The organism is Streptomyces sp. RK62 (genome assembly GCF_018070255.1).
GTDB lineage: Bacteria > Actinomycetota > Actinomycetes > Streptomycetales > Streptomycetaceae > Streptomyces > Streptomyces nigra.
On sequence record NZ_JAGPYD010000010.1, the window covers coordinates 1 to 14,183 of the forward strand.

A 14,183-nucleotide genomic window follows, 5' to 3' on the forward strand; every position below is an offset into this window, starting at 1 on the left:
ACCCCAAGCTCTCCAGCCCCCAGACCAAAGCCCCCAGCCCCACCCCGAACGACCACATTCCGCTCACGTTTGTCGCGGTTGTGTCACGTGATGACGTTCACCGCGCACGTGGGGAACCCGCCCCGAGGCGGTGGCCTCTTCCACCCTGGAACGGAACAGAACGGAACCAACCAGACTTCGCGTAACGTCGAATGAGGGAGCAGATCGTGACAACGCCGGACATGACAGCGCGCCGCACAGTGGGGGCCTGTGCCGCCCTGGTGATCGGCACCCTGACCCTCACCGCCTGCAGTGGCGGTGGCGCCGACGCCGGGAACGGTGACGGCAAGGGGGGCAAGGGGTCGTCCACGACATCGGCGGCGAAGATCGTGATCTCGGCGAAGGACGGTTCCTCAGGGGCGTCCATCAACTCGACGGGCGTACGGGTCGACGGCGGCAAGCTGACGGCCGTACGGATGAAGGACGCGAAGACCGGGCAGGAGGTGCCGGGTTCGCTGGAGTCGGACGGGTCCGGCTGGCACCCCGGGAAGCAGCTCGAGCGCGGCACGAAGTACGAGATAACGGCCACCGCGAAGGACGCGGACGGCCGGAGCACCACCGCCGACTCGACGTTCACCACGGTCAGCGCGGCGAACAGCTTCATCGGCACCTACACCCCCGACGGCGGGACCACGGTGGGCGTCGGCATGCCGGTGTCGTTCTCGTTCGACAAGGCGATCAGCGACCGTAAGGCCGTGCAGTCGCACATCACCGTCACCTCCAGCAGCGGGCAGAAGGTGGTCGGGCACTGGTTCGGCCAGAACCGTCTGGACTTCCGGCCCGAGGACTACTGGAAGACCGGCTCCAAGGTCACGATGAAGATCGACCTGGACGGGGTCGAGGGCGCCGACGGGGTCGTCGGCGTGCAGAAGAAGACGGTGACCTTCACGATCGGCCGCTCCCAGGTGTCGACGGTCGATGTGAACACCCAGACGATGACGGTCGTCCGGGACGGCGCCACGATCAAGTCGGTGCCGATCTCGGCGGGCAGCTCGGAGTTCTCCACCTACAACGGGCAGATGGTGATCTCCGAGAAGTCCGAGCAGCTCCACATGGACAGCCGTACGGTCAATCTGGCGGACGCGTACGACATCAAGGACGTGCCGCACGCGATGCGGCTGACGCAGTCGGGCACGTACATCCACGGCAACTACTGGTACAACCAGGGCAATCCGCCGTTCGGCCGTCAGGGCACCAGCCATGGCTGCGTGGGTCTGCGGGATGTGAAGGGCGGCCAGGGGGACACGCCGTCGAAGTGGTTCTACGACAACTCGATGCTCGGGGACGTCGTGGTCGTCAAGAACTCCCCCGACAAGAGCGTGAAGCCGGACAACGGCCTCAACGGCTGGAACATGCCGTGGAGCGAGTGGATCGCGGGCAGCGCCGCCTGATCAGCACGCCGCCTGATCAGCACGCCACCTGATCAGCACGCCGCCTGATCGCCACATCCCCTGATGGGCACGCCCCCCTGAACCGCACGTCGGGCAGGGTTTCTTGACGGTTCGACGGGCCGCGCGGGAACTTCTCGCGCGGTCCGCGCGTTTCACCGGACGTACGTTTTCTCGGTTCCCGGACATGATGTCCGACCGAGGGGCTACGGTATGCACCCACAAGGTGACATGCAGCAACGCCGGGAGAAACCTTGAGCGTTCCGTACGAGACCACAGCGTACGAACCACCCGAGTCGCCGGAGTCTCCGGAGGAGCACCTCGCGCGGCTCCTCGGCCGTGCCCTGAACTCGTTCGAGCTGCCCGACGAGACCATACGGCGGCTGGACTGCGCGCTCGCGCACGACAGTTCGCTGCACTCCGCGCACCACAGTGCGGGGCTGCACCGTGAGACGTACCGGCACACCTGGCTGCTCGCCGACGGTTCGGCACTCACCTTGTGGGAGCTGGTGCACAACACGGCACGGGACCGTGCCCCGCAGCACGAGGTGTACATCGACGAGGAGGAGCTGCGTGCCGCGACCGAGCGGCTTCCGCTGCCTCCGGACACCCCTGACTTCGAGCTGCCGGTGACGGTGCAGCTGTCGCCGATGGTGGCGCCCCGGCACGCGTATCTGCCGGACAACTCGGTGGATCATGCGCGGCGGTTGCTGCGCCGCGCGGAGAACGCGGACCGGCCGGGGCGTGAGACGGCCGCGTTGCTGGCCACGGCGTGCGGGCACCGGATCACGCAGGCGTTCGGGCGTCCTTGGCGGTCGGCGCGGGCGGGCCTGTGCTTCTCGCTCTACGAGCACGCGTTCCTGCTGCGGGACGGGGCGGAGGTGTCGCTGTGGGAGGTCGAGCACACGGCGACGCCGGACGGGCGGCACATGTGCGAGGTGTACGTCAGCGAGGACGCGGCGCGTGCCGCGATGGAGCGGCGGGCGACGCAGGTCTCCTGACGGCGAGCTTCCCGAGCAGCGCCTCTGGTCCGGTCAGCGGCCGGAGTTGAGGCGGTGGACGAGGCCGGCGAAGGCGTCGCGTTCGGCCGGGGTGAGTTCGACGGCCTCCCGTTCGGGGGCGGTCTGCCGTTGCTGCGGAAGGCCGGAGAGTGCCTGGTCGGGGCCCCACGGACGGTTCACGGGGCGGTAGCGGCGGAGCAGGCGGGCGAGCCCCGTCACCCACAGCACGGCCGCCAGGGCGAGGACGACGGGTCCCAGGAGCTGGAGGATCGAGACGTGCTCAGGCATGTCTCCCAGTAGACACCACGGTCCGGGCGGTATGGCCCGGACCGTGACGTATCTCGCAGGTGCCGTGAAGCGCGCACAGCGCCGCAACCGGGACAACCGGTCGTCTCAAGCGGTGGCCACGGGCCGCTTCCCCGCGCCGCTGCCCTCGGAGGCGTCGGCGGCCGAGGGCCCCTCCCCCGCCGTAGGGCGCATGCCCTTGAGCAGGATGACGAGGCCGGTGGTGACGGCCGTACCGGCGGCGATGGCGAGCAGGTAGAGGAACGGCTTGCCGATCAGGAAGGTGACCCAGACGCCGCCGTGGGGTGCGCGCAGGGTGGAGCCGAAAGTCATGGTGAGGGCGCCGGTGACGGCGCCGCCGGCCATGGAGGCGGGGATGACGCGCAGCGGGTCGGCGGCGGCGAACGGGATGGCGCCTTCGCTGATGAAGGAGGCGCCGAGCACCCAGGCGGCTTTGCCGTTCTCGCGTTCGGTGGGGGTGAAGAGGGTGCGGCGGAGGGTGGTGGCGAGGGCCATGCCCAGGGGCGGGACCATGCCGGCGGCCATCACGGCGGCCATGATCTTCATGGCGGAGTCGCTGGGGTCCTGTACGGCGATGCCGGCGGTGGCGAAGGCGTAGGCGACCTTGTTGACGGGGCCGCCGAGGTCGAAGCACATCATCAGGCCGAGGAGGATGCCGAGGAGGACGGCGTTGGAGCCGGACAGGCTGCCGAGCCAGTCCGTCATGGCCTTCTGTGCCTCGGCGATGGGCTTGCCGATGACGACGAGCATCAGGAAGCCGACGACCATGGAGGACAGCAGCGGGATCACGACGACGGGCATGATGCCGCGCAGCACCGGGGGGATGTCGATGCGCTGGATGGCGAGGACGACGCCGCCGGCGAGCAGGCCTGCGACGAGGCCGCCGAGGAATCCGGCGTTGATCGTGAAGGCGATCATGCCGCCGACGAAGCCGGGGACGAGTCCGGGCCGGTCGGCCATGCCGTAGGCGATGTAGCCGGCGAGGACGGGGATGAGGAAGCCGAAGGCGACGCCGCCGATCTGGAAGAGCAGGGCGCCCCAGCTGTCGATCTGGCCCCAGGCGAAGTGTTCGGTGACGGGCGGGGCCTCGTCGATCCGGTAGCCGCCGATGGCGAAGCCGAGGGCGATCAGCAGGCCTCCGGCGGCGACGAACGGGACCATGTAACTGACGCCGGACATGAGCCACTTGCGCAAGCGGGTGCCGTAGCCGTCGCCGGGTTCGCCGGCGCGGTCGACGGGGGTGCCGGGCCGTGCGGCCTGTGTGACTTCTCCCCGCGCGGCCTTCTCCCGCACCTCGGCGATGAGTTCGGCGGGCCGGTTGATGCCGGCTTTGACGCCGACGTCGACGGTGGGTTTGCCGGCGAACCGGTCCTTCTCGCGTACGGCGACGTCGTGGGCGAGGATCACGCCGTCGGCGGCGGCGATGACGGCGGGGTCGAGCCGGGTGAAGCCGGCGGAGCCCTGGGTCTCGACGACGAGGTCGACGCCCGCGTCCCGGCCGGCGTTCTCCAGGGACTCGGCGGCCATGTAGGTGTGGGCGATGCCGGTGGGGCAGGAGGTGACGGCGACGATACGGAAGGGACGCGGGGCGTCCGCGGCGGAGCCCTCGGCGTCCCCGCCCTCCACCGGCGTCTGCTCCCCCCGGATCAGCGCGGACGCCGACTCGGCGTCCCCGGCGGCGCGCAGCGCGTCGGTGAAGGTGCTGTCCATGAGTTGCCGGGCTAGCGACGACAGGATGGTGAGGTGGGCGTCGTCGGCTCCGGTGGGGGCGGCGATGAGGAAGATCAGGTCGGCGGGGCCGTCGGGGGCGCCGAAGTCGATGCCGTTCGTGCTGCGTCCGAAGGCGAGCGTCGGTTCGGTGACGTGGGCGCTGCGGCAGTGGGGGATGCCGATGCCGCCGTCGAGGCCGGTGGGCATCTGGGCCTCGCGGGCGGCGACGTCGGCGAGGAAGCCGTCCAGGTCGGTCACCCGGCCGAGGGCCACCATGCGTTCGGCGAGGGCGCGTGCCGCCGCCTCCTTGGTGTCGGCGGCCAGGTCGAGGTCGACCAGGTCCGCCGTGATCATGTCGCTCATCGCGGGCTCCTTCGCACGCGTATCGCCCCGGGAATCCGGTGGGCGAGAAGGGGGACGGGGCTGGGGACGAAGTAGAGGACGGGGAGACAGCCGCATCCGGCGCCTCCACCACGCCCCGCGGCGCCGCTCATACGGCGGGCTCGCCGAGGACGCGGTCCACGGGGACGTCGGCGGTGACGGTGACGGCGGTCGGGTCGAGGTCGGCGGGGGTGGGCATCACGCTGCCGGGGAGCCGTACGGCGGCGGCGCCGTGGGCGACGGCGGAGGCGAGGGCGTCGGGGCCGTGGCCGCCGGCGATGAGGAATCCGGCGAGGGAGGCGTCGCCGGCGCCGACGTTGCTGCGGACGGTGTCGACGTGGGCGCTGCCGTACCAGGTGCCGGCGTCGTCGACGAGGAGTTGCCCGTCGGCGCCGAGGCTGGCGAGTACGGCGCGTGCGCCGAGCGCGCGCAACCGCTCGGCGGCGTCGAGTGCGTCCCCGACCGTGGTGAGCGGGCGCCCGACGGCCTGGGCGAGTTCCTCGGCGTTGGGTTTCACGACGTCGGGCCGGGCGCGTACGGCTTCGAGCAGGGCGGGTCCGGAGGTGTCGAGGGCGATCCGGGTGCCGTCGGCGTGGGCGCGGGTGACGACGTCGGCGTACCAGGTGGCGGCGAGTCCGCGGGGGAGGCTTCCGCAGCAGGCGATCCAGTCGGCGGTGCGGGACTGGGTGCGTACGGCGTCGAGGAGGTGGGCGCGTTCGGCGGCGGTGAGTTCGGGGCCGGGGGCGTTGATCTTGGTGAGGATGCCGTCGGTCTCGGCGAGGGCGATGTTGGAGCGGGTGGCTCCGGTGACGGGGACGGGGGCGACCTCGATGCCCTGGGCGTGGAGGAGGTCGGCGACGAGGGCGCCGGGGGCGCCGCCGAGGGGCAGTACGGCGACGGTGCGGCGGCCGGCGGCGGCGACGGCCCGGGAGACGTTGACGCCTTTGCCGCCGGGGTCCATGCGTTCGCCGGTGGCGCGGATGACTTCGCCGCGGTGGAGTGCGGGGACCTCGTAGGTGCGGTCGAGGGAGGGGTTGGGGGTGACGGTGAGGATCATGCGCTCGTTTCCAGGCCCGGGTGGGGGGACGTTCTCAGACTCGCTGGACTTCGGTGCCGTCGTGTTCGAGGGCCGTGGCGGTGTCGGGGGCGAGGCCGGTGTCGGTGATGAGCAGGTCGACGTCGGTGAGGTCGCCGAAGCGGGCGAAGTGTTCCTGGCCGTGTTTGCCGGAGTCGGCGAGGAGGACGACGCGGCGGGCGGCGGCGACGGCGGCGCGTTTGACGGCGGCTTCGGCGAGGTCGGGGGTGGTCAGCCCGTGTTCGGCGGAGAAGCCGTTGGCGGCGACGAAGAGCACGTCGGCGCGGATCTCGGCGTAGGCGCGCAGGGCCCAGGCGTCGACGGCGGCGCGGGTGCGGTGCCGTACGCGGCCGCCGACGAGGTGGAGCTGGATGCCGGGGTGGTCGGCGAGGCGGGCGGCGGTGGGCAGGCTGTGGGTGACGACGGTGAGGGAGGCTTCCAGTGGGAGTGCGGCGGCGAGGCGGGCGACGGTGGTGCCGGCGTCGAGGATGACGGTGCCGTCGGTGGGGAGTTCGGCGAGGGCCGCCTTCGCGATCCTGTCCTTCTCGTCGGCGGCGGTGGATTCGCGTTCGGTGAGGTCCGGTTCGAAGTCGAGGCGCCCGGCGGGGATGGCTCCGCCGTGCACGCGCCGTACGAGTCCGGCCCGGTCGAGCGCCTTGAGGTCGCGCCGGATGGTCTCGGCGGTCACCTGGAACTCCTCGGCCAGCGACAGCACGTCGACGCGGCCACCGTCCCGGGCGAGCCGAAGGATCGCCTGCTGCCGCTCCGGTGCGTACATGCCCGTTCTCCTTCGCACTGTGCCCGAGCTTGTGGTTCCGAAGCGAGAGTAGGCCTGACCGAGCGAGAAGTAAACACATTCAGGCACCGTACGGACATGAACGGGCACCTCCCAACCCCCGAGGCCGCTTGGCGCGAGAACGTGACGAAGCGCTGCCCCGACGTCACCGCGTCCGTATCCTGGACGTGGGACACAGCTTTCGGGGGGTGTTGTGGACACGGACGACTCGCGCCACCGCACGGGGGTGGACCACGACTGGCAGCGGGAGCTCGTGGAGGCGCTGCTCGACTCGCCGACCCTCCAGGACCGCTCGGCGCGCGCCATGCTGGAGGAGCTGATCGGGGAGGAACTGGGCCGGCGGCTTCACCTGCGCGAACACCCCACCCGTCACCTGCAGTTCCTGGAGCTGGTGCGGGCCTGCGAGGGGGCGGACGGCGGGCTGCCCGCGCTCGCGCAGGTCGTGTCGCTGCTGGAGGGGCACAGCCGCACCTCGGACAGGGTCAGCACCCTGGTCCACGGGCGCGTCGCGGAGACGGCCGGTCCGCCCCCGGCGCCTCAGCCCGCGGCACTCGGTTCCTTACCGGCCTCGCGGTCCCCGCACCCCTCCCCCACCGCCCAGGACGGCGCCTTGGACTTCTTCGTCTCCTACACCGCCGTGGATCGCGCCTGGGCGGCGTGGATCGCCTGGCAGTTGGAGGACGCGGGGCACGGTGTCCTCGTGGAGGAGTGGGACTTCGTGCCGGGCACCCAGTGGCCGGTCGGCATGGAGAGGGGCGTGACGCAGTGCGCGCGCACGATCGCGGTGCTCTCCCCGGACTATCTCCACTCGGTCTACGGCCGCCAGGAGTGGCAGGCCGTGCAGGCCGCGGACCCCACGGGTCTGGCCCGCAGACTGGTCCCGGTGATGGTGGCGCGCTGCAGACCGGAGGGGCTGCTGGCGTCGGTCGTCCACATCGACCTGGTGGGCCTTCCGAGGGAGCGGGCGCGGGAGCGGCTGCTCGACGGGGTCGGTGCCGCCCGCGCCGGCCGCGCGAAGCCGGCGTTGCCGCCCCGGTTCCCCGGCTGAGTGGGGCGCCGTTGACCTGGGAGGGCGGCGGGGGCCGCGGCCGTTCGGCATCGCGGATCCGCGAGCGGATCGAGGAGGAGGGGCAGAACGCGCTGCTCTCGGTCGGCGCGCTGCGGGAGCGGTCCGCGCGGGCCCTGCTCGCGGAGATGGTCGGCGAGTCCCTCGACCGCCGGGTCGACCTGCGTGAACAGGCCACGGTGCCGATGCAGTTGCTCGAACTGGTCCGCTTCTGCACCCGGTGCCCGGACGGGTTGTCGGCCCTGGCCCGCAAACTGCCGATGCTGGATCCCGGCTGCCCGCAGGCCGTGCTGGTGCGGCGGCTCGCGGACGAGTGGACGGCCGTCGACTCGCTCGACGGCCTCCCCGAGATCACCGACTCGTGGGACTTCCTCACCGGCACGCTCGGAGCGCTGACGATGTCGCACGAGATGCGGACGGCCTTGGTGCGGGCGGCCACCCACGCCCGGGTGGCGGCGCCACCGACCCATGCGGAGAACCCGTGGCACGACTTTTTGCACATGGCCGGTCAGGGTGCGCCGCGGGACGGTCTGCCGCCGTGGATGCTCTATCTGGACCGCAGCACCGACTCGATGAACCACCTCCTCGCGGGGGAGGTCCTGGCCCGCAACCGGAAGTGGGCGCTGCGCTGCGGTCTCGCGCAGCTCCTCGACATGGAGCGCACGCAGCGGCTGCGGTCGCCGACCGCTCCGGTGCGGCCGCATCAGGAGTTCCTGGCCATCCACATCACGCCCGATCCGCTGGACAGCGAGTCCTACACGGTGTCCCACTCCTTCATGTCGACGGCGCGTGGGCCGCATTGGGAGCAGGGGGACGCGTTGCCGCAGGTCCCCAGGGACGGGCTGGAGGAGGCGGTGAGCGGGATCGTCCGCTCGGTCGAGGGGGCCGCCGGTGACCGGCCCGCCGATCTGTGGCTGGAGTTCGTCCTGCCGTTCGAGCTGCTCAATCTGCCCGTCGACTGGTGGCCGCGGGACACCACGGAGAGCCCGCATGTGCCGTTGGCGGTGGACTATCCGGTGGTGATCCGCAGCCTGGACCGGCTGCAGAACAGCGCCTGGCACCGGTTCTGGCGCCACCGCTGGCTGCAGCTGTCGCTGGGTGAGCCGCCCGCGCAGTCCCTGTACGTCCATGCGGTCGGCGGCGACGGCGGTCATCTGCGCGGTCTGGAGGCCCGCCTCGGCGACAACCAGCAGGTCGTGGCGACCGTCCTGAGCGAGCCGCCGCTGCCCGGGCAGAACCACGGCCGGCGCGAGTTGGAGGCGGCGCTGCGCAGCGGGCTGCCGGTGGTGATCTGGCACCGCACGGACCGCTCGACGCAGGAGTTCCTGGACGTCGTACGGACGTTGCTCGCCGAGGGCTGGCAGCGGCTTCCGGCGAAGGTCGCCGCGTATCGGCGGCAGGCCGCGATCCATGACGGCGACGGCCGCGACGGGCACCATCCGGGCCGTCATCTCACGCTGCTGTGGGACGACCCGGACCGCAAACCGGTCGTGCCGGACGGGCGGGGGTGGCCATGAGACGGGGACCGTGACCAGGGGCGGCCCCTGACGCACAGCCGTCTTGCCAGTACCTCGCGCGTCGCCCCCGTCCCCGACCAGTGCCAGCCGGAGGAACACTCGCCATGCCGCCGACCGAAGAGCCCCCGCACGAGCAGGCCACCTGGGGTGTCTACCGGGGCACCGGCCACCCGGGTCCCGGTGGCGGGCCCTGGCCGGATCCGCCCGGCCGGCGCAGCTTCGGCGGCGGTCCGCTGCTCCCCGCTCCTGCGGACGATCCGTACGCGGCCCTGCTGCTCGGCGAGGGCACGTCCCCGCTGCCGTTCGCGCCGGACGAGGTGGACCGGGTCAACGCGGCGCTGTGCCTTCGCCGCCCGCTGCTGGTCAGCGGCGAACCCGGCACCGGCAAGGCGTCCCTGGCCCACCGCATCGGCCGTGAGCTGGCGCTCGGGCGTGTCCTGCACTGGCGGATCACCAGCCTGAGCACGCTGCGGGAGGGGCTGTTCGCCGGTGAGGGCCGGCTCGGTCCGCTGGGCACCGCGCTTCTGCCGTACCGCAGGCCCCGGGTCCTGCTGATCGACCGGCTGGACCGGGCCGAGATCTCCCTGCCGGAGGATCTGTGCACGGTGCTGGCCGCCGGCGGGTTCGACCTGCCCGCCGGTGCCGGCCGGGTCGCCACGGACGACGATCCGGACGCGGTGGTGACGGTGCCCGGCGGTGTGGTGCGCTGCCACGCCTTCCCCGTCGTGGTGATCACGACCACGGGCGAGCGGGACATGCCCTTCGACCTCGTACGGCGGTGTGTGGTGCTGCGGACGCGCCGGCCCGACGCGGACACGCTGCGGGCGGTGGCCGCGCGCCACTATCCGCCGGGCCGCCCCGGCACTCCGGCACCGGACGTCGTGGACGCCTTCCTGGAACGGGCAGAGCGTGCCGAAGGGCCGGTCGTGGAGCGACTGCTGGACTCGCTGCACCTGGCCGCGAACGGTGTCCTGAGCGCCGTCGCCGATGAACGCGGCTGGCAGCCGGCGGTGGACGCCCTGTGGGCGTGGACGGCCCCGGAGGAGCCGTGACCACCGGGTTCTGGCCGGAGCTCCCGCCAGGGCTGCCCGGTGCGCTGTGCCGCGCCGGACGGGCCCTGGGCCGGGCCGGGCCGGGCGGCGGCGGGCGGGGGCGGCCCTGGGACGTGGCCCTCGTCGTGGACGGCGGACCCACCATGGAGGTGTGGGAGGAGACGGCGCGTGCCCTCGTCCGGGTGCTGCGCCGTACCGGTGTCTACGGCCGTGTCACGACCCATCGGCTGCCGCACGGCCGCAGTACCGACCCGGCCGGTCTGACCCGGCGGGGCGCGGACCGCCGGCTGACGCTGCTGCTCACCGACGGGGCCGGGGCCCGCTGGCGCACGCACACCGTGGAACCGTTGCTGCGCCGCTGGGGGCAGGCCGGGCCCGTCGCCGTGATCCATGTGCTGCCGCACGCGGTGTGGCCGGCGACGGCGTTGCGCGGCTGGCAGGTGCTGCTGCGTGCGCCGTCCCCCGGCGCCCCCAACCACCGGCTGCGCTGGCGGGCGCGCGGCCTCGGCCCCGACGGGGACGGCCGGCCCCCCGGCCACGGCCCGGACGTGCCGATCCCGGTGCTGGAGCTGTCGCCGCGCTGGCTGGACGCCTGGTCGGCGCTGCTGCGTGCGGGCCCGCCCGGCTGGCTGCCGCTGACGGTGATGTTCCCGCGCGCCGGACTGCCGGAGCGCACCGGGGATGTGGGGCCGCCCGCCGATCCGGGCGGCCGGGTGGCGCACTTCCGTTCCGCGGTCACCCGGGACGTCTTCACGCTGGCCACGCTGCTCGCCGCCGTCCCGCTCGAGCCGCCGCTGATCCGTCAGGTGCTCGACCGGTTGCTGCCCGACGGTTCCCTGGCCGACTTCGCCCAGTTGCTGACCCACGGCCTGGCCCGGCCCGCGCCCGACGGCCGGGGCTACGCGTTCGAGCCGGGTGTGCGGGAGGAACTGCTCGCTGCCGGACGCCGTCCCGATCTCGTACGAGTGGTCGAGCTGGTGGGGGATCGTCGGGGAGGCGACGGGGAACACTTGTGGCGACTGCCCCGGCTGCTGAGTGGGGCCGTCGTGTCCCGGCTTCCCGAAGTGAACGAGGAGTCAGGGCCCTGGCTCCGGGCGGAGAGCGCCGTGCTCCACGCCCTGTCCGGCCCCTTCCTGAAACCGGCACGACAGGTGGACGCCGCACTCGCCGCCCACCGCGAGCAGCACCACGCACCATCCGAGGGCACCATCGCACCCCGCACACCCAGCCAAGCCGTCGCCCACCCCCCGGGCGACGCCGACCGCCCGACGCATCAGGGGAACAGGAGGCCGGCGATGCCGCAGCAGCCCCCGGGCACCGTGGGAAACGACCGCACCAGGAACACCCCCACGGTGTGGGGAAACATCCCGCCCAGGAACCCGAACTTCACCGGCCGTGAGGAGCTCCTCGACCAGTTGCACCGGCGACTGCTGGTCGAGAAGGCCACCGCGGTCCTTCCACACGCCCTGCACGGCATGGGTGGAGTCGGCAAGAGCCTGCTCGCCGTGGAGTATCTGTACCGCAAGATGACCGAGTACGACGTCGTCTGGTGGATCTCCGCGGAACGCACCGCGCAGATCTCCCTGTCCCTGGTGGAGCTGGCCCCGCGCCTCGGGCTCACTCCGGGAAGCGACGCGTCCTCCACGGTCGACGCCGTCCTGGAGGCGCTGCGCATCGGGGAGCCGTACTCGAACTGGCTGCTCGTCTTCGACAACGCCGAGAGCCCGGAGACGGTCCAGCGGTTCTTCCCGGCGGGCGGGCCCGGGAACATCCTCATCACCTCCCGCAACCCTCAATGGGCGTCCATCGCACGCCCGTTGGAGGTCGACGTGTTCCTGCGCGAGGAGAGCAAGCAGCTGCTGCGCCTGCGGGGACCGGAGATCAGCGACGAGGACGCCGACCGGCTCGCCGAGGCGCTCGGCGACCTGCCGCTGGCCATCGAGCAGGCGGCGGCCTGGCACGCCGAGACCGGCATGCTCGTCGACGAATACTTACGCCTGCTCGACGAGAAACGCGTCGACCTGCTGCGCGGCACGGCCCCGCTGGACAACCAGCATCCGGTGATCGCCGCCTGGAACATCTCCCTGGACCAGCTGGAGACGAAGAACCCGGCCGCCTACCAGCTGCTGCAGGTCTGCTCGTTCTACGCGCCGGAACCCATCGCGCGGGCCCTGTTCGCCCGTATGCCCCGCGGCTCCATAGCCCCCGAGCTGGACGCGGCGCTGGAGGACCCGATCCGGCTCGGCCAGGTCATCCGTGAGATCGGCCGCTACTCACTGGCCCGCTTCAACCACCGCAACAACTCCCTCCAGATGCACCGGCTGGTCCAGGCGGCGCTGCTGTACCGGATGACGGAGGAGGACCGGGCCACGATGCGGCGCGGCGCCCATCTGCTGCTGGCGGCGAACGACCCCAACGACCCCAACGACATCAACCGCTGGGACCGGTACGGCTCGTTGTATCCGCACGTGGTGGTGTCGGAGGCCGTGCGGTCGCAGGAGAGCTGGGTGCGCAACCTCGTCGTCAACGAGGTGATCTATCTGCTGCGCTGGGGCGACTACACCTCCGGCCGGGAACTCGCCCGCACCGCGTACGAGATGTGGTCCGAGACCCTGGGACGCGACCACCCGCAGACCCTGCTGGTCGCCCGCTGGCTGGGCTTCCTGCTGTTCACGATGGGTTCCTACCAGGAGGCGGCCGACCTGAACGCCTCCGTCCTGGACGCCTACCGGCGCACCATGGGCCACGACGCGCAGGACACCATCGACGCGCTCGGCAACGTCGCCATCGACCACCGGGTGCGCGGTGACTTCGCCGAGTCCCTGACACTGACGGAGTCCGTGCACCAGCAGTATCTGCGCATGCTCGGGCCCGACGACCCGGAGACCCTGCGCGCCGCGCACAACCTGGGCGTGAGCCTGCGTCTCGCCGGTGACTTCGCCCGGGCCCGGGACGTCGACGAGATGACCTGGAACAGCTACGTCAACATGTACGGCCAGGACCACGTGGACACGCTGCGCACCTGGCTGGGGTTCATCCTCGACACCCGTGAACTGGGCGAGTACGCGACCGCGTTGACGTACCACCGGGAGATCGTGGAGCGGTCGACGGCCCTGCTGAAGGCGGACAACCCGCTCAGCCTGTCCTGCTTCCGTCACATGGCCGTGGCCCTGCGCAAGGCCGGCGAGCACGAGGAGGCGCTGACGACCGCCGACCGGGTGCGCGCCGCGCTGCGCGCACGGTACGGCGACCAGAACCCCGAGACGATGGCGGCGACGCTGGAGCTGACGGTGCACCTGCGGCACAGCGGAGACCTGCCGCAGTCGTTGCGGATAGGGACGCAGATCTGCGAGCAGTACGAGAAGACCTATGGCCGGCACCACCCGCACGCCCTGTCCGCCGCACTGAACCTGGCCATCACCTACCGGCTGCTGGGGAACGCGGCCGCCTCGCAGTACATCAACAGCGTCGTCCTGGACGAGTTCACGGCCGCTCTCGGCGAGAACCACCCCTCGACGCTGGTGTGCCGGACGAACCTGGCCAGCGACCACTACGCCCTGGGGGACGCCGCCGCGGCGCTCGCGCTGGACGAGGAGACACTGCGCCGCTCACGGGCCACCTTCGACGAGGACCATCCGTCCACCCTGGCCTGCGCCGCCAACCTCGCCATGGACCTGCGCGCACTGGGGCGTACCGACGAGGCGGACGTCCTGCACGCGGACACCCGTGAACGTCTCGCCCGCAAGCTCGGCACCGCGCATCCGGCCGTGGAGCGCGCGGCGGACTGGGAGCACCGGGCGGACTGCGACATAGACCCGATGCCGCTGTGAGACGAACGCCGGCCGGGCGGCG

General features: G+C 72.1%; 10 protein-coding genes. 6 read left to right on the forward strand and 4 right to left on the reverse strand.

The annotated features are described in order from the left end of the window. Positions 1-206 precede the first annotated feature (206 nt). Together KBY32_RS19910 and KBY32_RS19915 are read left to right on the forward strand one after the other, a co-directional pair. Positions 207-1,430 (forward strand): Ig-like domain-containing protein, encoded by a 1,224-nt coding sequence (locus KBY32_RS19910; protein ID WP_210981031.1) that lies wholly within the window; start codon positions 207-209, stop codon positions 1,428-1,430. A gap of 251 nt (positions 1,431-1,681) precedes the next feature. Next, the gene (locus tag KBY32_RS19915) at positions 1,682-2,428 is read left to right on the forward strand and encodes a DUF6227 family protein (RefSeq protein WP_055623524.1); all 747 of its coding nucleotides are present in this window, start codon (positions 1,682-1,684) and stop codon (positions 2,426-2,428) included. Between the two features lie 33 nt (positions 2,429-2,461). Here KBY32_RS19915 and KBY32_RS19920 read toward each other — a convergent pair whose 3' ends face one another. From KBY32_RS19920 to KBY32_RS19935, 4 genes are all read right to left on the reverse strand, one after another. Beyond that, entirely contained in the window at positions 2,462-2,716 is a 255-nt protein-coding gene (locus KBY32_RS19920; RefSeq protein ID WP_210981032.1) for a hypothetical protein, read from the reverse strand. Positions 2,717-2,821: 105 nt separating this feature from the next. Then, positions 2,822-4,807: a fructose-specific PTS transporter subunit EIIC gene (locus KBY32_RS19925; RefSeq protein WP_210981033.1), complete on the reverse strand. Its 1,986-nt coding sequence runs from the start codon at positions 4,805-4,807 to the stop codon at positions 2,822-2,824. A gap of 127 nt (positions 4,808-4,934) precedes the next feature. Next, positions 4,935-5,882: a 1-phosphofructokinase gene (pfkB, locus tag KBY32_RS19930; protein WP_210981034.1), complete on the reverse strand. Its 948-nt coding sequence runs from the start codon at positions 5,880-5,882 to the stop codon at positions 4,935-4,937. A 34-nt stretch (positions 5,883-5,916) separates the two neighbouring features. Then, positions 5,917-6,678, reverse strand: a complete 762-nt coding sequence (locus tag KBY32_RS19935) for a DeoR/GlpR family DNA-binding transcription regulator (protein ID WP_055623528.1) — start codon at positions 6,676-6,678, stop codon at positions 5,917-5,919. Between the two features lie 211 nt (positions 6,679-6,889). Between KBY32_RS19935 and KBY32_RS19940 the strand changes: the two genes are divergently transcribed. From KBY32_RS19940 to fxsT, 4 genes are all read left to right on the forward strand, one after another. Then, positions 6,890-7,744, forward strand: a complete 855-nt coding sequence (locus tag KBY32_RS19940) for a toll/interleukin-1 receptor domain-containing protein (protein WP_210981035.1) — start codon at positions 6,890-6,892, stop codon at positions 7,742-7,744. A gap of 11 nt (positions 7,745-7,755) precedes the next feature. Continuing rightward, complete coding sequence (locus KBY32_RS19945; RefSeq protein WP_210981036.1) at positions 7,756-9,279, forward strand: hypothetical protein; 1,524 nt, start codon at positions 7,756-7,758, stop codon at positions 9,277-9,279. Between the two features lie 104 nt (positions 9,280-9,383). After that, positions 9,384-10,331: an ATP-binding protein gene (locus KBY32_RS19950; protein WP_210981037.1), complete on the forward strand. Its 948-nt coding sequence runs from the start codon at positions 9,384-9,386 to the stop codon at positions 10,329-10,331. Continuing rightward, entirely contained in the window at positions 10,328-14,161 is a 3,834-nt protein-coding gene (fxsT, locus tag KBY32_RS19955) for an FxSxx-COOH system tetratricopeptide repeat protein (RefSeq protein WP_308293763.1), read from the forward strand. The genes KBY32_RS19950 and fxsT overlap by 4 nt, the downstream gene beginning before the upstream one ends. Positions 14,162-14,183: the final 22 nt, after the last annotated feature.

What these genes read in the sequence shown, in the direction of transcription:
- pfkB (WP_210981034.1), bottom strand. Translation starts at nt 5,882, where the DNA reads ATGATCCTCACCGTCACCCCCAACCCCTCCCTCGACCGCACCTACGAG.
- KBY32_RS19950 (WP_210981037.1), top strand. Translation starts at nt 9,384, where the DNA reads ATGCCGCCGACCGAAGAGCCCCCGCACGAGCAGGCCACCTGGGGTGTC.
- KBY32_RS19935 (WP_055623528.1), bottom strand. Translation starts at nt 6,678, where the DNA reads ATGTACGCACCGGAGCGGCAGCAGGCGATCCTTCGGCTCGCCCGGGAC.
- KBY32_RS19925 (WP_210981033.1), bottom strand. Translation starts at nt 4,807, where the DNA reads ATGAGCGACATGATCACGGCGGACCTGGTCGACCTCGACCTGGCCGCC.
- KBY32_RS19920 (WP_210981032.1), bottom strand. Translation starts at nt 2,716, where the DNA reads ATGCCTGAGCACGTCTCGATCCTCCAGCTCCTGGGACCCGTCGTCCTC.